The following is a 25286-nucleotide window of genomic DNA, read 5'->3' as shown; positions in this document are numbered from 1 at the left end:
ATCCTAAATTACATCGCGGTTATTTTTTCGAGCATTTGTTTGGCGATTTCAAGGCCGCGATCCAGTTCGTACTCAGATAACTGATACTCAAGCTGTTGAAACTCCGCTTTTAGCGGATTTATGTTTAAGCATTGCCCATGGCTAATTAAATACTCTGTGGCTTTCATATCAAAATCCGCTAGCATTGAGATCAACACTGCTAAGGTTTCAATCGCCAATGGTTTATTCAAGCTTTGCTGCTCAGCCACTGCTGGTTTTGATAACTGTGGTTCAATCTGCTGCAGCGCAGCTACTTGCGGGGTTTCTGACAATAGCTGTTCAATATCATCACATACCCGTCGTAATTCTTTGGATAGCTTTGTAAAAGTCTGCTCGTATCGCGCCTTGGATAAGCCACCAAGTGTTTGCTCAAATTCCTCAGCCAATTTAGCAAGCTCTTGTGCGCCTATACTGCCTGCAACACCTTTTAAGGTATGCACCAAACGCTGACAGAGCTCTGTATCATTTGCGATATCCGCTTGTTCAAAATGTTGCACAAAGGCTTTTTGCCCTCGAATAAACCTGATCAGCAGTTTTTGATATAAGCCCAAATCGCCTTGAGTTCGATTCAGCCCTTGGACTAAATCGATATGCTTGCTGGCAATCGAATTTAGATTTAACTCAAACTGAATTAGGCCTTCATCGCTAGCCGCTCTTATGGGTTTAGATGGTTTAATTGGTTTTGCTGTATCAGCAGGGTTTATCCATTTAGCCATGGTGATAAACATCGACTCCACATCAATAGGTTTGGGAATATGATCATTCATCCCCGCAGCTAATGCTTTTTCACGATCCCCAGCCATCGCATTGGCAGTCATGGCTATAATAGGCAAACTTTTAAATTGTGGCTGTTGCCTCAGCCTAGATGTGGCAGTGTAACCATCCATCACCGGCATCTGACAATCCATTAACACCCCATCGAAATCTTGCTGCGATAGACATTCAATCGCCTGTTGGCCATTTGCCGCAATAACCGTATCAATTTGCTGATTATTTAATAACTCTTCGATTAATTCTTGGTTTAAATCATTATCTTCAACAACCAGTATTTTAGAGCCCGCCAAAGCCGAGAGCGCCTGAGTAAATTGACTCTGCAGTTTGGTGCGAGTATCTGCTAAATGATGGCCTGAAACTAATGCAGATAGGCATTGAGTTAACGTCGTTAAGGTTAAAGGTTTAGTTAAAATATTATCGATGTGGACGTGGGTGAGGCTCATCAATAGCTCTTCTTTACCAAAAGCGGTGATCATAATGAGTTTAGGTTTTAGCTCCGGTGTAAGCTCACTAATAAATTTAGCAACATCCGCACCATCAACCTCAGGCATTTGCCAATCGATTAATGCAAAATCGGGCTTATTTCCAGCAGCAAGGTAATCAATCGCCTCACGCCCGCTTGCAACAGCAACTACCTTTAGACCTATTGAGCCCAATAAATTAGCCAGTATATCTCGTGCGGTATCGTTATCATCTGCAAGCAATACGCTTTTGCCTTCAAAAGGCTCGTTTACCACGGCGGTATGAGTCACAGGGTGTGAAATATTTAACTCAAATGGGCAGTAAAAGCTAAACGTACTTCCCTGCTCAAGCTCACTTGTTACCGTTATGCTGCCCTGCATTAATTCGGCTAAATTCTTACAAATGGCTAAACCTAAACCTGTGCCGCCGTATTTTCGGGTAGTTGAAGCATCAGCTTGGGAAAAGGCTTTAAACAATCTTGATTGTTGTTCTTGACTCATTCCGATACCGGAGTCTGTTACTGAAAAGCGAATGAAAGCCTGTTGGCTGGTTAATCTTTCGAGTTTAACTGCAATAATAATATTGCCACGTTCAGTAAACTTTACTGCATTATTGGCGAGGTTAATGAGCACTTGCCCTAGGCGAAGTGGGTCTCCTAATAGGTTTTTAGGAATAGTATTATCAATATCAAATAGCAGCTCTAAACCTTTATCGGCGACCTTAATCCCAATGAGGTTATTAACATTGTGAAGTACTGCTTCGATATCTAATTCGATGTTTTCTAACGCTAGCTTGCCTGCCTCAATTTTAGAAAAATCGAGGATGTCATTAATAATCCCCAATAAGGATTGTGCTGAGCGATGAGTCTTTTCAATATAATTGCGTTGCTGACGGGTTAACTGCGTTTCTAAGGCTAAATGAGACATGCCAATAATGGCATTCATTGGGGTGCGAATTTCATGGCTCATATTGGCTAAGAAGTCACTTTTTGCTTGATTTGCACTATCTGCGGCTGAAATAGCCGCGGCAAGTTTAGTTTGTAATGCTCGAGCTTCATTAATGTTGATATGAACCCCACTGATCCGATCGGGGACCCCATTCTTATCAAAAGAGTAAGGTTGTCCGACACTTAAAATCCAGTCGTAACTGCCATCTTTTCTGCGCATTCTCAGTTCATGGCGCAAAATTTTATTGTCACTTTCAGCCAATGCTTGTTGCGGATTGGAGATCAAGTTTTGCTCATCTGGGTGGACTAAACCAATAAAAGTTTGCGCACCATTTATTAATGGCGCCCACTTATCATCCTCTTGACACAAGTCTGTCGGCGCATAACCTAGCATTTTAGAATACATACGGTTAACCACAACTCGCTGCTCGTTGGGATAAAAATCCCACATCCCCATTTGGGCACTTTCACTGGCGACTTCTAACTTTTCTTCTGATGCGAGCAACCGATTGGCAGCAATTTTTTGCTCGGTAATATCAAACACTATGCCATCAAAAAAACCTGATGTTTTACTGTCATCAAAGTCAAACTGAGCTATCATTTGTAAATAACGTAACTGACCAGATTGATTTACAATTCTAAAATCTGCAACCACTTTAGCTTGCTCTTTGATGGTTTGTTTTACCATCATTTTCAAATGTTCTACATCATCTTCATAGGCGATATCACCAAGGGTTCTAACCGGGTGCTCACCTATAAAATCCTCAACTTTATACCCTGTGATAGGTTCAATATTAGGGCTAATGTACTGCACCTGATAATGGTCAATGTCAAAATCGGTGACTTTATATCTAAATACTGCCCCATGAATATTCTCAACCAATGTTTGGTATTGCTGCTGATTTTGTAACATCTCAGCACGAACGGTTTCCTGCTCATTAATATCTAATAGTGATACTCGGATCTCGCTAAATTTACCCGCTACATCGGTTTCAATACGGGTCGACAATGAAACAATTAAGGTATGGCCCGAATGATTAACAAGCTCTACACGTGCATCAGACGTATCAATGCCTTGCAACGCTTGGCTAAAGATTTGCTCACCTTTAGCGTGCTTAGTGGCGAGTACGTCACGCCACGTTAACGACGAGAAGTCTTTGCGGTCATAACCAGTAATCTGTGCAAATTGTTTATTGTGTTTAGTGAAGCGGCCTTGAAGATCTAATGTGGCATAAGCTACTGCAGAGTTTTCATATAAATCCCATAAGCGCTCTTCACGCTCTTGTAAATCTTGGGTTCGTATTGAAATAGTTTTTTCTAGCCTTTCATTGTCAGCTTTAAAGCGCCGATGTACATGGCGACTCAGCCACCAACCACCAAATGTTAGAAGCAAGCAAGAAATGGCAATAATGCCAATCAGCATTACGACAATATTTCTAAAAAATAAATAGTTTCGGCTGGCTTCTTCAAGGGTCATTTCTGTCACAACACCAAAACCGTAGCGCTCATCCCATTTCCAGACACCGATAACATATTGACCCAAATAATTACGATAAGGCTGATAACTATAACCATCGTGTTTAAGGCTAATTTCTTTAGCTGCTAGGGTTAACGCTCCCTTGCCCCGACGGCCATTAGCAGGTTGCTTTTCTGACAGTAACCGTTGCGGATTAGTCACAGTCAAATTAAGTACTGATACCTGACCTGCTTCTAATAAACCCACTGACACTAAGTCATTTTCATAGCGACTGTGAGACAACATTCTTCCTTGGGCATCAATAAAGTAAGATTCACCAGTGTCACCCACCGCGCCACTTTGAGTCAGCTTGGCAAATTCAATGTAAGGGTCAATACGAAGTGACAATATGCCACTGATACTGCCATCATCTTGAGTAATGGGGCTTAAGGCAAACATGGTGAGTGTTTCAGCTTGCTTCAACCCAAATGGATTTGATAGCGCCACTTCTGATGGCATAGGTGGCGTAATAACAATATTACCGGCCAATACTTGATTAAATAGCATTGGATACTGTTGTTTAACGATATTGATTTGACCTAAATTGCTGTCACGACTTGAAGATATATTGACTCCATCAACTGAGATAACAAAAAAGCCTAAGGTGCCAAAGGCCTGACTATAACGCCCGTAAGCTTCGCGAGACCAAAGCACATGTTGATTTCCGACAAGTGGCGCTTTTTTTGAGTCTAACTTAGCTAACATTTCGGTGCGCTTAAGCAATAAAGGATTGGTAGCCACTGCACTCACTCGGTTTTGCCAGCCTAAAAACCAAGATGCCAAGGCTGCATCAGTGGTTTTAGACACCGACTCTAAGGCTAAGCCACTTTTTTGCAAGTCATGCTTATGAGCAACATTCAAACTAATTGCAGCGATAGATGAGATGAGCAGTAAGAAAGAAACAATGATGAGGCTAAAGTAAATCCTATTTTTATCGCCTTCAAAATAGCGGGCAATATCATGATTAACTTGCGCCTTTAAACGCCAAAAACACCAACCTAGTAATAGCAATAGCCCAACAATGGCGAGGCTTAATAGTAGATTCATGTTTATTGTTCCCCATACTGTTGCGCGAGACGGTTGACCTTGAATATTACGTAGCAATGAATGCTTTTGAGTAATAGTGAGTTGTGTAATCTCTCTGCTTTATTGCAGTTATCGCGATAAATATTGCCTACTGTTGATGATAAGTCACTCCAGGTTATTTCAGTTCGTGGTTGGACATTTTGGCCCCAACTAAACTAGCAACAATGATCGCCATATAAAACTGACCTGTAATCGCTTCAGAAAAAGCGAAAAAACGCGCCATTGGCACTGCTGGTGATATTTCACCATAACCGACTGTGGTCAAAGTGATGTAACTGTAATAAATCACAGTCGTTAAATTATCGGTCCAATTTTGGGCTTCAATACCATTGAAAGCCACACCAAAAATCTCAATCAACAATAGATAAATAAATGCCCAAATAAGCCCTAATAACAGAAATATACAAATAGAGCCGATAATTTGATTAGTTGAAATAACCCCGCTAAACAAGACCTGCTTAGCGGCGCGCCAGGTGGCCATGATAAAAAAAGTTAAAATGGTAAATAACGCGATAATATCAAGGTTCAACAATTCAAAAGCTGAGCCGATACTGGCTACCACTAAGATAGTAAACATCACCCCGAAACTTGAGCGAAACCAGTGTTTATTCGCGCCTAATCCAATCACTGAAATAGACAAACTCATCACAGTTGTCGAAACAACAATGAGCTGGCCCTGTTCAAAAAACTGTTCCACAAATGCTGAACTCAACAGCACTAACACCAACGACCCCAGTAGGTAGCTAAAGTTATCTTCTTCAGACATAGGTTTAACCATTGCAACAACTACCCTTGTGAGTTCTCTGAGTTCGGTAATACTTCATCAACTTCAGCCGTTTCAACCACTAGCCATGCTGAAAATAATTTATAACTTAACGCTAAAATCACCGCGCCAACAAACAAGCCAACAATACCCGAGAGGATCATCCCACCGATAGCACCTAACAAAATCACCAACATCGGTATATCAACGCCACGACCCATCAACATCGGTTTTAAAAATGCATCACTGGCACTCACTAAAATGCTCCAAATCATAAAAATAATCGCGGTGGTTGATGATTCAACAGAAAATACATACGCAATAATAGGACCTAAAACCAAAATCGGTGGCAATTGAATAATCGCGAGTATTAGCACCAGTAACATCCAAATCCCCGTTCCTGGCACCCCGACTAAAGCAAGCCCAACACCGGCTAATATTGATTGAATAAAGGCCACCCCAATAACCCCCTGAACCACACTTCTGACCGTTGCTACAGCTAACGTCGAAAATTCTTCACCATGTTTGCCAGCAAGCCTGACTGAGACTTTATGGAACATTTGGCTTGAACCAGATGCTTTACCCATAAATACGCCAGCAATGATGATCGAAATTAAAAATTGCAAAATCGTCATACCAAAACTACCAAAAGCACTGGCAGCCTTAGTCGAAAAACTTTTTATTTCATCTGCATAGGTTTTTACCACATGCTCGAGATCTGCAGAGAGGTCTGACCAAAAATCATAGAGTTTCTCACCAACAATCGGCAGTTCAGCTACAGCGCTTTTCGGCGCGGGGATAACTAAGGTGCCGTCATGTATTTCTGCGACAAAGTCCTGCGTACTTGAAACAATCGCACCAGAAAATAAGTAGGTAGGGACCAATAATATGGCTAAGGCCAGCAAGGTAATTAACAGGCTAGATTTACTCACCGACAATCGCAGCTTGCTACTGATAAATAGCACTACTGGATACAGCGCAATAGCGATAATACCGCCCCATAAAATCGGCATAATGAAAGGCTGAATAATCTTAAAACACCAAATGACCATGATAAAAATCAGGGCTATTTTAATCGCGGCATCCACTGCCGCATGAGTAAACTCTTTCGAGGTTGATATTGGTTTATCACTCATAACTTATCTATCCCTAATTAAATGCTGTTGCGTTTTAAAATAAAACCTTAGTTTATGTATTAACACCTTTATGAACATCGAACTTATTGCAGTAAATAGCCATCACAACAATGGGTGATTTTTCAGTAAACCTAGTTCAGAAACCTAGTCCAGTAACCCTAGCTCAATAACCTAGCTTTAATATACCTAGTATTGATAAACGAGCAAATTTAATTTCCGCCATTAAATCAACACTTAGCGTTCAATAAAATATAGCCTAGCGGCCACAAAAAAACCGCCTAATCATGATTAGTTTGTAAGAACTTCCAATTTCTGGTTTCTAAAAAAAACGAAGCCACAACCATATAAACACCGACAATAAATAACTGCGCAATACGAATATAAAAGTTGGTTGCGACATCGGCATCTGTTGACGAAGCCGTCGAGCCGACAACGACCAGCAAGGCTGAAAATATCCCCGCAAAAATTGGCGCTTTAGCAGGATCATCATAAATTTTTTGTGCAAAAAATAACGCGGTTATCATAGTGAGTCCGATATAAAACGCTAACTCAGGCACGATAACTAACATGTTATAAAAAATAATCGCCAGCGCACCACCTATGCCATTAGTGAGTAATAAAAACAAACTCACTTTAACGCTCTTTGTGCCGGCCGTTTGCAAAGATAAAATTGCAATAAATATCATGGTCAATAATGCGCCCGTCACCTCAAATAAAAAGAAAAAGGTGATCACCGGAAATGAAATAATTAATGCCCTAACGGACTCGTAAAGCCGCTCATCATTAGATAATTCTGACTCAGAATGAGTTTCTTTTTCTGGCGCTAAATCAGGCAACAAAATATGCAACAAAGTAAAAATCATGACCGCCACCACGCCCGAAAAGCTTAAGCCAACCCCAAAAAATATCGCCGCACCTGGATGTAAAATTCCTAAATAGGGTAATACTAATGTCGAGATAATTAAGATGGTGGCGAAAAAATTCCATTTGGGATCAGAAAACAAGTAATAAGCCCATAGCATCATTAATGCTAATAATGGCAGCAGCACAAATGGATATTGAACCGGCCCAAAACTCACCATCCACGCAATGGCAATCGTGACCACCATTGAAATAAGCAATTCGTAAATGGTTTGCACTGTTGGCGCCACTCGATCAACTAAAAACTTAGCCACAAACACCGGCAGTATGAACGCTAATTGCCAATCAAACACCGCAGCTATGGCCACTGCAATGCCTATGCCCAAAGTGAAGCGTAATACTCGACGGGTAAATATCGCCTCAGTAAATTGAGCATTCATAGCTTTAGAAGCGAGCTCGCTATCTGACATAGGAGAACCAGCTAACGACTCGGATCCAAAACTTGCCAAATAAGTTCATCAGTGAACTTTCTTCGGTATACACCATGACATCAGCTTGACCGCCGACACGTCGCAACCCTTTAGCCTCTTCGACATCAAAATGAATGGTTACAGGAAATCGCTGAGATTGTCTTAACCAACCTGTTTGACCTGTGGTTTGGGCCAGCTTACCGGTTTGTTCACTTTGCCCCCAATCCACACCATAATCGATATAGGCCACTTCGCCAGAAAAAACCTCACCCGGAGCATAATCCAGTGCAAACTCGACTTTATCGCCTGCTTGCATATTGCCTAGGCTATTTTCTCTAAAGTTAGCTTCAATCCACACATCTTCAGATGAAATAAAGGTCATTACCGGTTGACCTGCGTTAGCATAAAAGCCTTCTTTTAAACGAAAGTTGGATGCCACGCCATCAGTGGGCGCTTTAATTTCGGTGCGCGCAAGATTGAGCTCAGCTTGCTCTAAGGCCAATAAGGCTGATTTTACCGCGGTATTGTTTTCACCTTCTGAGCCCAATCTCTCTTCTGCTTTGGCTAAATCCGCTTTAGCGCTCGCGACACCCGCTTCTGCGCTAGCCAGTTCTGCTCTAGCATTATCGGCATCAGCCTCTGACATCACCTGCTGCTCAACCATGGTGAAAATACGCTTAGATTGTACTTTTGCATTAGTAAAATTTGCCTCCGCATTAACAACCTTTGCTTTTGCAGCGGTGACATTAGCGGTTAAAGCTCCCATATTTTGCCCAGCCTGAGTCACATTTTGCTCAGCGGTAAATAATGCAATCTCATAATCTCGTGGGTTAATTCTCGCAAGCACCTGCCCTTTACGTATCAAGGTATTTGGCGTGGTTAAAATTTCAATTACCTCCCCTGAGACTTGCGGGGTAATGGGGACCACAAAACCGCGCACACGACCGAGATCTGTTGAAGGAATATAGCGATCGGCAATAAGATGGAATACAAACAAAAAAGCGACCACTATCAGTATGATATTGGTCGCTTTTCTTATTTTCTGATTTTTGGACTTATCCGCTGTGCCATTAGCGTCATCAGAAGGCGTTGTTAAAACGGCTTGCTCCGCTGTATTTGCCGGTAATTCAGTGGATGAAATATCGTTATGCTTATCTGCCATACCCTTCCCTTGCATTGAATTCAATTGCATTACTTTTTAAATTAACGGCTTGCATGAGCTGATAATGTTAATAAATAGTAGAGTTGTTACATTAACTTCAGTATAGGATTATTTTTGCTCAAAACTCAACACTCTAGCTCAATTAACAAGCAAGACAGCTGTGTTTAAGCCCTTAACTTAAGTTATTGATTTAACATTTTGATTTTAACTAATGAATTGAAAGGCCGTTTGAGAAGGCCCTTTGCTGGGGGAATACCATTAAATTGCGATGTATATTGTTACCATTACTACTCAAGCATTTGTTTAAATTGAGTTTATCCTTTAAAAGCTTTTTGGCTTAAATTAGCTAATATTAAAAAAGCAAAGCAAGTAAAAAAAACAACTCAAACGTCATTTCTACAGAATGAAAAATACTAATTAGACAAATTAAGACCTTAATTTCACCACTAAAAATCTAACATCTTCAGCTGGTAATAGTCTGCCCATTTTCCACGCCACATAAAGGTTTAAAGCTTATAGATTAAGCCCTAGCCAGACTTTTCACTTTTTTGTATATCGCTCTTAATGGCTTAATTTTTGAAAATTGCATTCTAATCGTCTCGCCAAGGTATTTTTTATTTTTAAACCGCTTAAGACCAGTAGGCGCAATCATTTGATTTGTATCAACACAATAAACAAACTTGTTAGACCGATTAGCAATTTCAATTGCTTGCTGATAATCACTTTCGATAAATAACACATTTGGGCTTCGCTTAAAGTAGTCTGCCTTATGGGCAAAATAATCTACCTGAGCCCGTCTTGCGGCTTTTGACGGCAAATCTAACATCTCTAGTTTGTTATAGTTAACACCATGTTTTGCTAACCATTGCTCAGTATGTGGTCGAAATTTTTCTAACCTATTAGTTATCAGCACATCAACTTTCATGGTTGGAATAAATCGAGGAGTCGCTTCAGCGAGAAACTGAATATATTTCTCGCCATCATCATTTTGTTCCTCGGTAGGATCCTGACAAAGGACGCCATCAATATCGACACAAGCCTCTGTCACGATAGGATGATGAAATAAATTCCATTCAAAAACCCGTGGAAAGTCCACATGTTCAAAAAAGATATCGACTTTGTCACTGACAAGCGCAGTGGTATAAATCGCCGCTGTTGTCACCTTGCCTTGGAAATTACTAGGTATTTTGGCTAAGGCATCTATCATCGAACCGCCAGTAAGAATACTGTCATCGACAATTAAAATGTTGCTTGCTTCATGGGGAAAGTTCAAGGCTTTTTTAGCATCACGAGTAATGCCTTTACCTAACTTATCATTGCGAATAAAAGCAGGTAAATCGATACAATTAGCATTGAGCAATAACGCCACCATATATGCAGGTACCATTCCACTTCTGGGAATACCTACAATCAAATCGAAGTCTTGTTGATTGATTTTGTGAATATTATTTTTAATATCATCACTCAAATCACAAAAGGACTTATAATTCATAGCAACCTCCGATGTTTACAAATTATGGTCTAAGGCTTCAAAACATACACTTTGAAGGTTCAACCCTTAAATAACTAAGTTTTATAAAGGTTTTGATAAATTCTAGTCTAAAAAACCACCACAGACATTGGCCTGCCTTATTCAATCGACACCTAAGGAACTAGGCAGTTTTTAGGTCCATTTTTAGTAGCTATTCAAATTTTTAATTGAAAATTTACTTAGTTACCTTTAACCATGACAAGCTAAGTTTATTCAATTTATGTTTATTCAATTTAAGAGTATTTGATTGATAGCCACAGACGAATCAGACAGATACTAACCAGTATTAAAATAAGCCATAAAAATGACAAATTTAAGTCTAAGTCAGTTTCGGATATTCGCAAATCATCACATTTCATTGAACCAGGTTCAATATTAACCTAATTTTAACCAGGCTCGAATCCAACCTTAGGAGCAAAACCTGCCAAACATGAAATCGTCTCTCTATGTTAACTCAAGTCGCCCCTGCCAAAACTTTGGTAATTTTTTAGGGTTTATCTATATAAGTTAATATATTCAACAACTAAGTGACGGATTAAATTACCTAACAATACATGACAATTTAATTAGAGCAAAACAACAACGACAAATGAAAAATTTTTCCATCGAAAGTTGTAGAAAATCAAACATTTCAGATAGCCAAAAGCCTACTTTTAAAAGGATTTTAAGATACTGCAGTGATTAGATAGGAATAGATTAGGAATAGTAGAATTTAAAACGATTTTAACGACACATATAAACGAAAAAAGGCTCATCATTGCTGATGAGCCTTTCGTCTTGAATATGGCGGAGAGATAGGGATTTGAACCCTAGATGGGCTACAAACCCATGCCGGTTTTCAAGACCGGTGCATTCGACCACTCTGCCATCTCTCCGAACGCCGAGAATAATATAAGTATCAGGCCTCGTTGTAAACCGGAATTTTTAAAAAAATATTCAAATGCTCATCAAATAAGCTTTTAAGACATTTTTCCACCTTTGTTGGCTCATTTGCTAATCAGGTTAGTAAAAATCACCTTCTACACCACTGGTATTCACTCAGCTTTCTATCAACAAACACGCTTTTGGTGATGATATTTCGTTGCAAGGATTACACTAACCCCCAAATCAGAAGCAGCAATGGCCTTGAATAGAGCAATCCAGCGTCATATTTTTCCAGCAAGCCCATAGATAATCCGCAAAGCGTCGAACATTTCAATGATATGACGATAATATATGCTAAAATCGCTTTAACTATTTCTGATACTTAAAGCTATGACCACAACTTTAATTTCTACACCCAAACTTGCACCTCAGTTTACGTTACCTCAATCTTTACCTTCTACTGCTTATCTAAGCCATTTATTGTTGGGACAAGAGCGTTGTTTAGATGCATTTAATTTAATGACTAAACTTGCACACCAACATTTATTTGTCGCTGATTTTGCGGGTATTGAGCGTGAACTGTTTATTAAAGCCCTCGTGAGTCAGGCTGATACGCCATCAGATTCTTTTTTGGTTGCGACGAAAAGCCAAGATGAAAATCACAATTTTAATTTCCGCTGGCAGGCTGAGTTACCGGCAGAGAATGTTGGCACTGTTGCGCATCAAAAAAACCTTTACAGCTATGTTAGTGGCTCTATTCGCCGCGCTGATCTAGTCGGAAAAATGCACAAGACGGACAAGTCTAGTCAGTATAAAGCTGGCATTTTAGCCTCAAACCATTTCGTTTTTATTGATGCTAACTCTTTATGGAAACGTGAAGGCCTGTGGGATTTTGTCATGCAAATCCTCGAGCATAAACAATATAAAATTAGCAATGATATAGCGCCAATCCCACTCAATTGTAAAATTGTGCTGATGGGCTCAGCTAACTTGTTTACTCATTTAAGAGCTGATGACAGAGTTTTTTATAAAAACTTCCCACTGCTTGGCGAGGTAAACTCTGAAATTGATTTAACGAAATATAATGAAACTCAGTACCAGCAATGGCTAACTAGTTTGGCTGATGCCTATAAGATTCAATTAGAGCCATCAAGCTTAATGCCGCTATTTAATTACAGCGCCAAACTTACCGAGCATCAGCAACGATTGAGTTTATCCATGCTGCAAATAGCTCAGCTACTGACACAAGCTCAAGCATACTCTAATAGTGCTTCGCTCAATTCTACTGCCATAGCAAAAGCCCTTAGACAGTCAAAGTCACGCCATGACAGCTCTGAGGTTTATTCAGCACAAAACTTTGATGATAATTTCATTAACCTACAAACGAGCGGTGAAATAATCGGTCAAATTAATGGCTTAACTGTCATTGATACTGATGATTCAAGTTATGGCGAGCCAGCAAGGATCACCACATCTGTCCATTATGGTGACGGTGAAGTAATTGATATTGAGAGAAAGTCAGAGTTGGGCGGTAATATTCATACTAAAGGTATGATGATCCTTTCAGCTTCCTTGTACCGTATATTTGGCCGCGATGTACCTTTGCATTTAAATGCCAATATAGTATTTGAGCAGTCTTATCAAGAGATTGATGGCGATAGCGCCTCTTTAGCGGAGTACTGTTGCTTAATGTCTGCCATTGCTGAGAAGCCAATTAACCAAGCATTTGCCATTACCGGCGCACTTGATCAATTTGGCGCAGTGCAAGCCATTGGTGGCGTGAATGAAAAGCTCGAAGGCTTCTATCATTTATGTAAGCGACGTGGGCTAACAGGTGAGCACAGCGTTATTATTCCTAAATCGAATGTGCTACAACTAAACCTTGAAGCCGAAGTCATTGAAGCCGTTGAAAAAGGCTTGTTTCATATTCATGCAATTGAGCATATGGATCAAGCTATCGATTTATTAATGAAAGTTCCTGCAGGGGTCAGAAACGAAGACAATGATTTTCCTGCTGAATCAATTTATGGTCAGGTGCAAACCCGTTTAGAAAAAATGGCTGGCCACGATGATGAAGAGCTAGAATTAAGCTTTTTACAAAAAATATTAATGAAATTAAAGATATTATAGTGATCGGAGTTGTTTAGCTTACACGTGTTCGCTATCTTGTCAGCCTATTCGTAATAAAGTGGTAAATATTTAAATGAAAAGAGCTAACAGTTTCACTAAAGAAGAGCTGATCGCATGTGGCAATGGCAACCTTTTTGAGCCTAACTCTCCACGTCTACCTGTCGATAATATGTTGATGATAGATAGGATCACGACAATTAATGCTGACGGTGGTGAATTTGGTAAAGGCGAAATAGTCGCTGAACTCGATATCACCCCTGATTTATGGTTTTTTGACTGCCACTTTAATGGCGATCCTGTGATGCCCGGTTGCTTAGGTTTAGATGCCATGTGGCAATTGGTTGGCTTTTATTTAGGCTGGGAAGGCGCTGAAGGTAAAGGGCGTGCACTTGGGGTTGGCGAAGTAAAGTTCACTGGGCAAGTATTACCCGAAGCAAAAAAAGTCACCTATAAGCTCACTTTAAAACGAAAGATTCACCGTAAGCTGGTTATGGGGATTGCTGATGCCACTATGGAAGTGGATGGCCGTGAGATTTACTCGGCTACTGATTTGAAAGTCGGTATTTTTAAGGATACCTCGACCTTTTAAGCATTTCACTGAATATGAATAGTAATCACTGTTAGCTAATGTTGCTTTTGGCTAACTTAGCTAAACGGCATTATTTTGCCCTCAATCAACACCCTGAGGGCAAAAATATTAATATGATGCCTTTTCATTTATTTATTAAACAAACCACTCATACGTCCATCTACGCCTTCTCTCCAACCACCTAGCCATTGAGATTTAGAATCTAAAGTTCCGTAAGGGCAAAGCTCCTTAGAGCGCCCTGCAATACCTGCCTGGAATCCCTTAGAAAAAGCTCTATCTAACTTATCTCTTTTTTGTCTTTTCATTAACACATCCTCATTTTGTTAATCAAGAAGCGTTCGCTTCAGCATTAGGAATAGGTGAAATTTCAGCCAAGATCAATGCTAAAATATGACAAAATTATGTGTTTTTGATTAAGATATTGAGATAAAAAGCAAAAAAAAATCGAGGAATAATCCTCGACTTTTAGTTCAAAAAATGCTCTCTACTTAAGCTTGCGACGACGTAACCAAAGTAACGGCAGAGCGAATAACCAAGCAAAGCTAGCCGCCCCTTTTCTGACATAGGGCTCATCTTCTACGTCATCACTTTCAGTACAGGCTTGTTCATTACCTGATACCGGTTTCATTACCACCATACGCGGTAAGTAAGATGTTACAGGGTCGCCATTACCATTTATTTCAAATAACGGTAGGTTAGTGTCTTCATCAAGAATCAAATTACCATCGGTATCAAATTGGTATAACGGTTTACGAATAAATGCTGTACCGACAATGGTGCCGTCTTCATTGATGTCATTGGCCTCAACCACATATATTTCACTGTCATAGCTTAAAATTGAGCCGTCACCATCAATAACTTCAACCGGATAACGAGTCCACTCGCCATCAGCATCTTGCTCATAGCCTTTTGACTCACAGGTTAAAGTCGCATTAAGGTTCACAAATTCATCATCAGCGATGTTATAAAGAAAACCTGCTTTTGGACGCGGCTTATCTTTATCGTAAGTGACCTCAATATTACCAACCACTTGACCAGCATTATTAATGGCTTTCGGGTAACTACTTAGCTCTGAAATACCTGAATCTTGAAAGTCACTAGGTACTACGATTTCAGCAGATGGGTTGTTAATATCGTAATAGAAGAACTTATCTCGTAAAAATCCACTGACATATTTATAAAAAGTACCGATGACGATGCCGTTGTCGTTAATATCACGAGCTATTGAACTATAAACATCATCTTTGAATATATCGGTATCAATCCACTGATACTCATATTCACCTTGGGCATTTTTCACCCAATAGGCAGCGTCTTGATAAAGGTCATCTTCTTTACCATTACGGTAAACGTGTGAGCGCCCTACCACTACATCATTGTTGTTAATACCTAAAGCCTGAGCGGTATACACTAAGGTTGAGTCTTCATCAGGGGTTAAACCTAACTCTAGCTCAATCACGTTTTCTGCAGGAATAGTATTATCATCAGCAATTTGCCATACATGGGCGCGGGTTTGATACTGAATGTTACGACGACCATTTGATGGGAATTGATCTGCCTGAACGCATATTTCAACTGGCGCAGGCGAATCTTCATCTGCGTCTAAATCAGCGTCAATACAACTATCAATACGATCTGAGCTGAATTCAATAATGTCAGTACTGGCATAACCTGCCACCAAATTATTATTGTTAATTGCCGCAGCCGCAGACCAGCCACCTAACTCAACTTCAAAACCATCATCTTCACGAATATAAGTTTCGTAAGATGGTACTAATTCAAGCTCTTCTCCGTCAGGCGTGACAGCGACACCACGAAGCTCAAAATCACGGTAGTACCAAAACTCTTGGTCTTCATCACTACCGACATAGTCGATCGTTTTTTCAGGCGCGGTATATGAACCAACTTTGTAATTGTTGTCATTCATACCATAGAAAAAGGTATCAACCGAGTTGATAATTAACTCGCCTTCATCATCAACATCGGTTGGTGCTGTAGTGCCATTAACACTAAAGAAGTTCGGATACCAAGCTGACTCAGCATCGTTTTCTTCTGCGGTGAAAGAAAAGTTGTTTGCCACAAGGGGCAAGAATACTGAATAAATAATGGTTTCTTCAGGTGCGATACCGTCTTCAACATCAATAACGTCATTGTCATCTTCGTCATCATCGACCGATAGTTTTTTCTTACCTTTAGAAACACCAACAAGTTCATTGTTGGCATTAACACCCATAGCGTAACCACTTCGGGTGCCGTCTACTGTGCCTTTAAGATCAAAATCTTCAATGTTTACAATTTCATATACTGGAGCGGCATGCACACTTCCGATAGCACCAAGCACACTCAAGGCAACGACAGATAATGCCTTATCAAACTTCGACTTCATTATAATTCCTATTATTATTATACGCTTACTTCAGTGATTCGAGTTCTTCCCAACGCTCGAAGCAAGTGTCCAATTCCTGTTCTTTTGTCGCCAATGCTTTAAGCACTGAGTTGACGGTATCTTGTGGTTGGCTATAAAAATCAGCTGAAGCCACAGTATTTTGTATTTCTTCTACTTCTTGTTCTAACTTTTCCATTTTACTCGGTAGTTGTTCGAGTTCACGTTGAAGTTTGAACGATAATTTTTTAGGTGCTGTACTGGCAGCTTTCGTCTGCTTTACAGGCTTAGTTTCTACTGGCGCAGGAGTTTGGACAACAGATGTTGCTGCTTGTTCCTCAGAATAAAATTTAGCGCCCTGAGAGACAGCATCATTGTATCCGCCAACATACTCATGCCAGTTACCATTACCGGCAAACCACCAACTACTGGTCACGGTATTATCAATAAATTCCCTGTCGTGACTTACAATCAATAAGGTCCCTGTAAAATCAGTTAGTAAGGACTCTAACAATTCTAGGGTCTCAATATCAAGGTCATTGGTTGGTTCATCGAGAATAATTAAGTTTGCAGGTCGCAATAACAAGCGTGCTAATAGCAATCTGTTCTTCTCACCACCTGATAACGCCTTAACAGGGGTACGTGCACGCATAGGTGAAAACAAGAAATCTTGTAAGTAACTTAATATATGGCGGTCTTGACCATTAATCGTAACGGTTTTCTTACCGTCGCCGACGTTTTCTTCAACAGTTTTTTCTGGATCTAACGCTTCACGGTATTGGTCAAAATAGGCAACTTCGAGTTTGGTACCAACTTTAACTTCACCTGATTGCGGCGTAAGCTGCTCAATTAATAGCTTAATTAATGTTGATTTACCACAACCGTTTGGCCCGATTAAGGCAATTCTGTCACCACGTATAACCGTTGAGCTGAAGTTTTTAACTAAATCTTTATCAGGTAAATTGTAATTAAGGTTATTAATATCAAATACTAACTTACCAGAACGCTCAGTATCACTGACGTTCATCTTGGCATTACCTTGACGATTCAGGCGCTCACTGCGTTCGTTTCTTAATGCTTTAAGGGCGCGCACTCGGCCTTCATTACGGGTACGTCTGGCTTTTACCCCTTGACGGATCCAAGTTTCTTCTTCTGCTAATTTTTTGTCAAAATGGGCATTTTGTTCCGCTTCAACGCGCAACCACTCTTGCTTACCTTCTAAATAAGCATGGTAATTACCCGGCCACGATGTCACTACGCCGCGATCTAAATCAACAATGCGTGTTGCCATACGATGAATAAAACCACGGTCATGACTGACAAACACGATAGCGCCTTTAAAGTTTAATAAAAACTCTTCAAGCCATTCAATGGTATCAATATCAAGGTGGTTGGTCGGTTCATCAAGCAATAATAAGTCCGGTTCGCTCACTAGGGCTCTTGCTAATGCCACTTTACGCTGCCAGCCACCTGATAACTCACTAAGGGGTTTATCGGGATCTAAGCCTAACAATTCACAATTTTGAATAATACGAGAATCTAAATGCCAGCCGTTATTATGATCTAATGACTCTTGCAAGCGCTGCATTTGATTGAGCATCTTGTTCATTTCATCAGGTTCAGCGGTAGCAACGTCATGTGAAAGCTTATGATAACGCTCTAGCATTTCACCAATTTCTTTTAATGCTAAAGAGATATATTTATAAACTGTGCCGGTTTCAGCTTTAGGCGGATCTTGCTGTAGTCGGCTGACATTCACATCAGAGGCAATATTAAATTCACCGTCATCAAGTAGTACATCACCTGACAGCACTTTCATTAAACTTGATTTACCCGCACCATTTCGGCCTACGATACACACTCGCTCACCAGGTAAAATAGTGAAATCAGCATTTTTCAATAACGGGGTATAGCCATAGGCTAAAGAGCCATTATTAATACGAACTAAACTCAAGCGACGCTCCTAATAAATTCTGTTAACTGCTGGGCATCAAAGGGCCAAAACAATTCTTTTTCATCCATAACTAACACTGGTATAGAAATGCCATAACGGCTTGCCAGTGTGTCATTATCGCAAATATCAATATGTTGATAGTCAATGCCTAATTGCTCAACTAACGCTTGAGCAATTTCACACAGATGACAACCATCTGTGTGATATAAAATTAGGCCTGCACTGTCTGTTGTTGGGTTAGCACTCATAGCTTTTGCCTTAAAGCTTATTTAGCGTAAGGAGACTTAGCATGGGTAATTAACCAGGTATTATGGATGTGCGGATTACGCTTATAATCCAATGGTAATGTTTGGTTATCGATATTTTTAATGTCCATTTTATATTGGCTTAAAAGCTCGATATCCATTTTAAATTTACGCTTATTATTTGAGAAAATAATTTCGCCATTAGGGCTTAATACTTTAATCAAATCAACCAGCATTGCCGCATGGTCACGTTGAACGTCCCAGCTATCTTCCATTCTTTTTGAATTAGAAAAAGTTGGCGGATCGATAAATATCAGGTCGAATTTCTCTTCACAATCTTTCACCCACTGAATACAGTTAGCTTGGATGAATTGATATTGCTTACCTGATAAGTTGTTTAAATCAAAATTCTCTTTTGCCCAAGCAAGGTATGTGTTTGACATATCGACTGTAGTGACCGATTTAGCCCCACCTAATGCCGCATGTACCGATGCAGAACCTGTGTATGAGAATAAATTCAGCACATTTTTACCCGCGGATTTTTCACCCACTAATTTACGGGTCAAACGATGATCTAAGAACAAACCCGTATCAAGGTAGCCGGTTAAATTTAACTTAAACTTAGCGCCATACTCTTGGGTAATGATCTCCAGCTTTTGTTGATCAAGCTTTTGATACTGATTGGTGCCCTTTTGCTTTTCACGGGTCTTTAATGTAACGCGCTCAGGATCCATGTTTAACGCAGCAGGCAATGAGAGTAATACATCGGTTAAACGACGCTTTGTCACCGCTTCAGGAATAGTCGCCGGCGCAGAGTATTCTTGAATAACCACGTAATCGACATATTTATCAACTGCTACATTGTATTCAGGTAAGTCAGCATCATAAATGCGGTAACTATCAATACCTTCTTTTTTAGCCCACTTGGTTAGTTGCTTCATATTCTTTTTAATACGATTAGCAAAAGCTGGTGAGATATCTGATATATCGACGCCTTCAGGCAACACTGGCATTTCACGGCGAGTGCTTTTAGCATGCAAAGTATATAAGTTAAAGCCACACTCTAGTGCGCCGTTAAACATCTTCATTTGCTTATCGGCTTTTAGCTTTAATGCTGAGAGCAATTCAATATCACTACACAACATAGCAATTTTCCAACCGCCAAAGTCTTTCTTAAACTTATCGCCAAGCTTGTAATACAGTTTCAATAATTCAGTGATGCTACCTAAACGCTCACCATATGGTGGGTTTGAGATTAAGAAACCAGCTTCTACTGGTGGGGTAACATCAAGTGCATCTGAAACACTAAATTCAATTAAATCAGCAACACCGGCGTTTTCTGCGTTTTGTTTAGCAAGCGCCACAAGGTGACCGTCAATATCAGAGGCAAAAAACTTCAATGCACAGCGAGTTTTACCAAGACTGGCTCGAGCTTTTGCTTCATTTAAAATCCCTTGCCATAGGCTATCGTCATGTTGATGCCAATGTTCAAAACCAAAACGGGCGCGCTTAAGAGCTGGGGCAATATCTGCAGCCATTAATGCCGCTTCAATAACAACGGTACCACTGCCACAAAATGGATCTAACAACGTAATAGGGTTTGCTTGCCAACCACTTCTGATAAGCATGTTAGCTGCTAAGTTTTCTTTCAGAGGCGCTTCACCGGTGATTGAGCGGTAGCCACGTTGGTGTAAAGAAGGGCCCGAAAAATTAACTGAAAGGGTTAATTGATTATTACGATAATGGGCATCAATTCTAAATTCAGCATTGACGCGTCCAACATCAGGTCTATCTAGACCATCATCGCGAAAACGATCCACTACCGCATCTTTGGTTTTTAAAGCGCCAAACTGGGTATTATTAATAAAGCCGCCAGTACCGTGAAAATCGATACTAAAGGTACTATCATTTGAAAAGTGAGACGGCCAATCAATACTGTAAGCTGCGTTATAAAGTTGCTCAGCAGATTCACAAGCCCCTTTATAGATAACCACAACAATGCGGCTAGCAAGTCGAGTCCACAATGTAATTCGATAGGCAAGTTCTAAGGGCGCAGAAAAATACACACCAGCGACGCTTTCCTTAACATCAGTAGCACCAAACTCTTTAAGCTCATTGGATAAGCTATATTCAAACCCCTTTGGGGCAGCAGCAAAAAAATTTAACATGGATAGACAGTCATCAACTCACAGATATAATTAAGCATGCATTATATACCTAAACCGATATTAGGTGTGAAAATGTCTGTTAATTGCCACATTTTATACAATTCATTGCCGATATAGCCCTGTATTGGTGAGTAAACTTTCATTTCTGTTTCAAAACTACGGCTATAACAGGGCTATCTGCCATATAAACCCGCTATTTTTTGCTATTGGTGCTCAGTAAGTCAGCAAGCAGTAATAAAGTTGTCATTATGACTTGCCAACAACATGATTGGCCGTTATAGTCTGCCCCGCTTAAACGGACGCGGGATGGAGCAGTTTGGTAGCTCGTCGGGCTCATAACCCGAAGGTCGTTGGTTCAAATCCAGCTCCCGCAACCATTTAATCTTAGTTAGCAGACAAATAGTCGGGCTCAGCTAATATAAACTGGCAAAGGTCGTTGGATAAAATCCAGCTCCCGCAACCATTTAATCTTAGTTAGCAGACAAATAGTCGGGCTCAGCTAATATAAACTGGCAAAGGTCGTTGGATAAAATCCAGCTCCCAAAACCAATTAATCTTGGTTGCAAAAGAAGTTTAAGCACGTTTGTTTTTATTCGGACGCGGGATGGAGCAGTTTGGTAGCTCGTCGGGCTCATAACCCGAAGGTCGTTGGTTCAAATCCAGCTCCCGCAACCAATAAATTAGCGAATTGATTAATTCAGTTAGTTAATGAAATTGAAGTATATTATTGACTCAAATCAGTATTCATAACCAATAAAAACAACAAACTATTAAGTACGGACGCGGGATGGAGCAGTTTGGTAGCTCGTCGGGCTCATAACCCGAAGGTCGTTGGTTCAAATCCAGCTCCCGCAACCAATTTATTTGATTAAGCTGACAATTCGTCGGGCTCAATTCATATAAATCGGCAAAGTTCATTGGCTCTAATAGAGCAAATGCAACCACTTGACTTAATAGAACTATATAATCGGACGCGGGATGGAGCAGTTTGGTAGCTCGTCGGGCTCATAACCCGAAGGTCGTTGGTTCAAATCCAGCTCCCGCAACCAATTAGTATTATAGTTATAGTCAATGTGTCATAGTAAAAATCATTAAAATCGGACGCGGGATGGAGCAGTTTGGTAGCTCGTCGGGCTCATAACCCGAAGGTCGTTGGTTCAAATCCAGCTCCCGCAACCAATTTTCACAATGACAAGTAAATAAAAATATTTAAATCGGACGCGGGATGGAGCAGTTTGGTAGCTCGTCGGGCTCATAACCCGAAGGTCGTTGGTTCAAATCCAGCTCCCGCAACCAATTTTCACAATGACAAGTAAATAAAATATTTAAATCGGACGCGGGATGGAGCAGTTTGGTAGCTCGTCGGGCTCATAACCCGAAGGTCGTTGGTTCAAATCCAGCTCCCGCAACCATTAAATAAACCTTTCAATTTTTTTACTCTTCTAAAATTTCAGAATTATATTTCAAACTTATTTTAACAAAAATGTTATTGCGTCTATTTTAAGATCCTCAGTTTCTCGAAACGCTGTTTGCCATTAAAAATCATAAAGCTTGTTCAATATCCATAATCAAATCTTCTACATTTTCTAACCCAACAGAAATTCGTAATAAATTATCGGTTATCCCCGCTTCTGCTCTCGCTTCGGGCGTATAGGGCGAATGGGTCATTGATGCAGGATGTTGAATAAGTGACTCCGCATCGCCCAAACTCACGGCTATCGTGAACAGTTTTAATTGATTTACAAAATTAATCGCATCTTGTTTGGAGCCTATTAATTCAAAGGCGATTACCCCACCCGCTCGGCGCATTTGTTTGCCGACATATTTAAAGCCTTGATGGCTTTCAAGTCCGGGATAAAAAACACGGCTCACTTCTTGATGTTGATTAAGATAATCAGCTAACTTTTCAGCATTGTCACAATGACGGCTTAATCTGACATCTAAGGTTTTTAACCCCCTTAAAATTAACCATGCATCATGGGGTGAAATAACGCCGCCAAAGTCTTTAAGAATTTGGTATTTTAATTGATGAATATGCGCTTCTGTTCCACAAACAATGCCTGCAATCACATCTCCATGACCATTTAAGTATTTGGTTGCACTGTGGATCACCATATCAATTCCTAAAGTCAGCGGTTGTTGCAATAAAGGCGTCATAAAGGTGTTATCAACAATACTTATCAAATTATTGCGCTTTGCAATAGCTGCTATCGCATTTAAATCAAATACTTGTAAATGCGGATTGACTGGGCTCTCACAAAATATCAGTTTAGTATTAGGTTGAATTGCCGCTTCAATTGCTAAGGGATCTGAAAAGTCTACAAATGTGGTATCCACGCTATACCGTTTTAACTGGGTACTCAACAAAGCAAAAGTGCAGCCATACACCGCATTTGATGAAATTAAATGATCGCCCGCTTCTAGATGAGTCATTAATGCCGCTGAAACTGCAGCCATGCCAGAGGCACATGCAGCGGCAGATTCAGCCCCCTCAAGTAAGGCCATTTTACGTTCTAACTCTGCGGTAGTTGGGTTACCAAGACGCGTATAAATATAGCCTTGCTCGTCACCAGCAAACCTAGCACCGCCCTGCTGGGCATTATCAAACACGAAGGTGGCACTTTGATAAAGTGGCGTGACTAATGCGCCAAAAGCTTCCTTTATATGGCCACCATGAATCGCTACTGTGGCAGGTTTCCATTGTTCTGGCATCTCGCTCTCCCAGGTCCACATATGAATTTAAATTATTTTTACTATGTGTGTGGACAGGAATTTAAGATAGCGCGCTGAAAATTTTAACCAATAGTTTAGCGATTATTCATATTGCTCACATTGTAAACACAATGTTACATCACAACAAAGCATGGGGCGCAAGAGGTTGTTTTTAAGGATTAAAGTAATAGATTATAACTGCGGTTATAAACAATGGCTCAACGAGGATTCTAGTGGTTATAGTGGTTATAGTGATTAGTGATTAGTGATTTACACAGCGATTTAATGATAATGACAGATAACATACAACTGATGTGGTGAAACAAGATCACCAGCAACAATATGTATACTGGTAATCCCGTTTGATAATTTAAATATCAACTTAAATTAGCGACTTAATTTAGCGACTTAATTTAGTGATGCTTTTAAGCGCAACATACCTTCGTCAATGCTGATCAGCGCTTCATAACCTAAATCGTTTTTAGCGGCGCTAATATCAAAATAATGACAGGTGGATAATTGTCTTGCGACAAACCTTGTCATAATCGGCTCTTGCTGTTTACCAAGTATTTTATAGATGGTTTCTAATACCACGCCTGCGCTATACGCCACACCTGTAGGTACTCGTTTCGTCACTGGAGCAATATCAACACAGGCTAAAATGTTATTGAGCATTGCCGCCATAGTGATAGGTTCATCGTTACTTAAAAAATATGCCTTACCTGCACTTTTGGCTTGTTGCGTTAAGTCTACTGCCGCAAGAATATGCGCATAAGCGGCATTATCAACATAAATGGTGTCAACTAGCTTATCTTGTTTACCCACCAGCTTTAGCTTGCCTATTTTCGCCCGCGCGATCACTCTTGGTACCAAGTGTGGATCTTCAGGCCCCCAAATTAAATGCGGTCTTAATGCGGTGGTTTTCAGCTGCGGCCCATTGGCTTCTAGCACCATTTTTTCAGCAATGGCTTTAGAATGGCCATAATAATTTAAAAAACTCGCGGCATAAGGATAAGACTCATCAATACCGGCTTCATCTTCACCCGCAAAGGTGACACTTGGGGTACTGGTGTAAACCACATGATTGATCTTTAATGCTTTACACGCACGCAGAATATTCGCGGTGCCATTAACGTTAGGGGCAAAATAGCTGTCTCTGTCGCCCCAAACCCCGGCTTTTGACGCCACATGAAACACTAAATCACAATCTTGCATCGCCGCTGCTAGCGCATCAGAATCGCTAATATCACCTTGATACATGTTAACGCCCATCACCGTTAATGCCGGGTATTGGCCACGAGCAAAACCATTAACTTCAATGCCTGCAGCTCGCAGGCGAGTACAAATCGCTTTACCTAAAAAACCACCTGCGCCAGTGACAAATACTTTGTTAACCCGACTTTTAAGCGCAGCTAAGGCTGCCTGTTCTGGCTTTAATAACATTTCGAGTTCAAGCATGTATTTACCTAATTGAGAACGCTAATAAAATTTGATT

The 25286-nt window shown here is 40.4% G+C and carries 15 protein-coding genes and 8 tRNA genes; 9 read left to right on the top strand and 14 right to left on the bottom strand.

Annotated features, from left to right (window positions below):
* Positions 1 to 8: 8 nt before the first annotated feature.
* From BM739_RS09360 to BM739_RS09330, 7 genes are all read right to left on the bottom strand, one after another.
* On the bottom strand, positions 9 to 4784 hold the full coding sequence (locus BM739_RS09360) for a response regulator (protein WP_076539923.1): 4776 nt from the start codon (positions 4782 to 4784) through the stop codon (positions 9 to 11).
* Between the two features lie 154 nt (positions 4785 to 4938).
* Positions 4939 to 5589, bottom strand: coding sequence for an ion channel (locus BM739_RS09355; RefSeq protein WP_175609509.1), 651 nt, complete (start codon positions 5587 to 5589; stop codon positions 4939 to 4941).
* A 20-nt stretch (positions 5590 to 5609) separates the two neighbouring features.
* Positions 5610 to 6722, bottom strand: coding sequence for an AI-2E family transporter (locus tag BM739_RS09350; RefSeq protein WP_139326858.1), 1113 nt, complete (start codon positions 6720 to 6722; stop codon positions 5610 to 5612).
* Between the two features lie 278 nt (positions 6723 to 7000).
* A complete protein-coding gene (locus tag BM739_RS09345; RefSeq protein ID WP_217697836.1) occupies positions 7001 to 8053 on the bottom strand; it encodes a DUF2955 domain-containing protein in 1053 nt (350 codons plus the stop codon).
* Positions 8043 to 9215 (bottom strand): HlyD family secretion protein, encoded by a 1173-nt coding sequence (locus BM739_RS09340; protein WP_083698115.1) that lies wholly within the window; start codon positions 9213 to 9215, stop codon positions 8043 to 8045. The genes BM739_RS09345 and BM739_RS09340 overlap by 11 nt, the downstream gene beginning before the upstream one ends.
* A 520-nt stretch (positions 9216 to 9735) precedes the next feature.
* A complete protein-coding gene (locus BM739_RS09335; protein ID WP_076539919.1) occupies positions 9736 to 10707 on the bottom strand; it encodes a phosphoribosyltransferase family protein in 972 nt (323 codons plus the stop codon).
* Positions 10708 to 11530: 823 nt separating this feature from the next.
* Positions 11531 to 11621 (bottom strand) — tRNA-Ser (locus BM739_RS09330).
* A 379-nt stretch (positions 11622 to 12000) separates the two neighbouring features.
* Between BM739_RS09330 and BM739_RS09325 the strand changes: the two genes are divergently transcribed.
* A complete protein-coding gene (locus tag BM739_RS09325; protein ID WP_076539917.1) occupies positions 12001 to 13740 on the top strand; it encodes a S16 family serine protease in 1740 nt (579 codons plus the stop codon).
* A gap of 73 nt (positions 13741 to 13813) precedes the next feature.
* Positions 13814 to 14329, top strand: coding sequence for a bifunctional 3-hydroxydecanoyl-ACP dehydratase/trans-2-decenoyl-ACP isomerase (gene fabA, locus BM739_RS09320; RefSeq protein WP_076539915.1), 516 nt, complete (start codon positions 13814 to 13816; stop codon positions 14327 to 14329).
* A 128-nt stretch (positions 14330 to 14457) separates the two neighbouring features.
* Here the strand turns inward: fabA and rmf are convergent, their stop codons facing one another.
* The 5 genes from rmf to rlmKL form a co-directional block, all read right to left on the bottom strand.
* Positions 14458 to 14634: a ribosome modulation factor gene (rmf, locus tag BM739_RS09315; RefSeq protein WP_076539913.1), complete on the bottom strand. Its 177-nt coding sequence runs from the start codon at positions 14632 to 14634 to the stop codon at positions 14458 to 14460.
* A gap of 179 nt (positions 14635 to 14813) precedes the next feature.
* A complete protein-coding gene (locus BM739_RS09310) occupies positions 14814 to 16715 on the bottom strand; it encodes a DUF3466 family protein (RefSeq protein WP_076539910.1) in 1902 nt (633 codons plus the stop codon).
* Between the two features lie 25 nt (positions 16716 to 16740).
* Complete coding sequence (locus tag BM739_RS09305) at positions 16741 to 18666, bottom strand: ABC transporter ATP-binding protein (RefSeq protein WP_076539908.1); 1926 nt, start codon at positions 18664 to 18666, stop codon at positions 16741 to 16743.
* Positions 18663 to 18914, bottom strand: a complete 252-nt coding sequence (locus tag BM739_RS09300; RefSeq protein ID WP_076539906.1) for a glutaredoxin family protein — start codon at positions 18912 to 18914, stop codon at positions 18663 to 18665. The genes BM739_RS09305 and BM739_RS09300 overlap by 4 nt, the downstream gene beginning before the upstream one ends.
* A gap of 17 nt (positions 18915 to 18931) precedes the next feature.
* Entirely contained in the window at positions 18932 to 21079 is a 2148-nt protein-coding gene (gene rlmKL, locus BM739_RS09295) for a bifunctional 23S rRNA (guanine(2069)-N(7))-methyltransferase RlmK/23S rRNA (guanine(2445)-N(2))-methyltransferase RlmL (protein WP_076539904.1), read from the bottom strand.
* Between the two features lie 300 nt (positions 21080 to 21379).
* Here rlmKL and BM739_RS09290 point away from each other — a divergent pair.
* From BM739_RS09290 to BM739_RS09260, 7 genes are all read left to right on the top strand, one after another.
* Positions 21380 to 21456 (top strand) — tRNA-Met (locus BM739_RS09290).
* Positions 21457 to 21677: 221 nt separating this feature from the next.
* Positions 21678 to 21754 (top strand) — tRNA-Met (locus BM739_RS09285).
* A 106-nt stretch (positions 21755 to 21860) separates the two neighbouring features.
* Positions 21861 to 21937, top strand: a tRNA-Met gene (locus tag BM739_RS09280).
* A gap of 114 nt (positions 21938 to 22051) precedes the next feature.
* Positions 22052 to 22128, top strand: a tRNA-Met gene (locus BM739_RS09275).
* Between the two features lie 53 nt (positions 22129 to 22181).
* Positions 22182 to 22258 (top strand) — tRNA-Met (locus BM739_RS09270).
* Between the two features lie 40 nt (positions 22259 to 22298).
* Positions 22299 to 22375 (top strand) — tRNA-Met (locus BM739_RS09265).
* Between the two features lie 39 nt (positions 22376 to 22414).
* A tRNA-Met gene (locus BM739_RS09260) sits at positions 22415 to 22491 on the top strand.
* A gap of 130 nt (positions 22492 to 22621) precedes the next feature.
* On the opposite strand, the gene megL is transcribed toward BM739_RS09260, so the two are convergent.
* Together megL and oleD are read right to left on the bottom strand one after the other, a co-directional pair.
* Positions 22622 to 23791: a methionine gamma-lyase gene (gene megL / locus BM739_RS09255; protein WP_083698114.1), complete on the bottom strand. Its 1170-nt coding sequence runs from the start codon at positions 23789 to 23791 to the stop codon at positions 22622 to 22624.
* 408 nt (positions 23792 to 24199) lie between these two features.
* Entirely contained in the window at positions 24200 to 25249 is a 1050-nt protein-coding gene (gene oleD, locus BM739_RS09250) for a 2-alkyl-3-oxoalkanoate reductase (RefSeq protein WP_076539899.1), read from the bottom strand.
* Positions 25250 to 25286: the final 37 nt, after the last annotated feature.

This window comes from Shewanella sp. UCD-KL21 (assembly GCF_001957135.1).
GTDB lineage: Bacteria > Pseudomonadota > Gammaproteobacteria > Enterobacterales > Shewanellaceae > Shewanella.
This window is presented reverse-complemented; position numbering and strand designations above follow the sequence as displayed.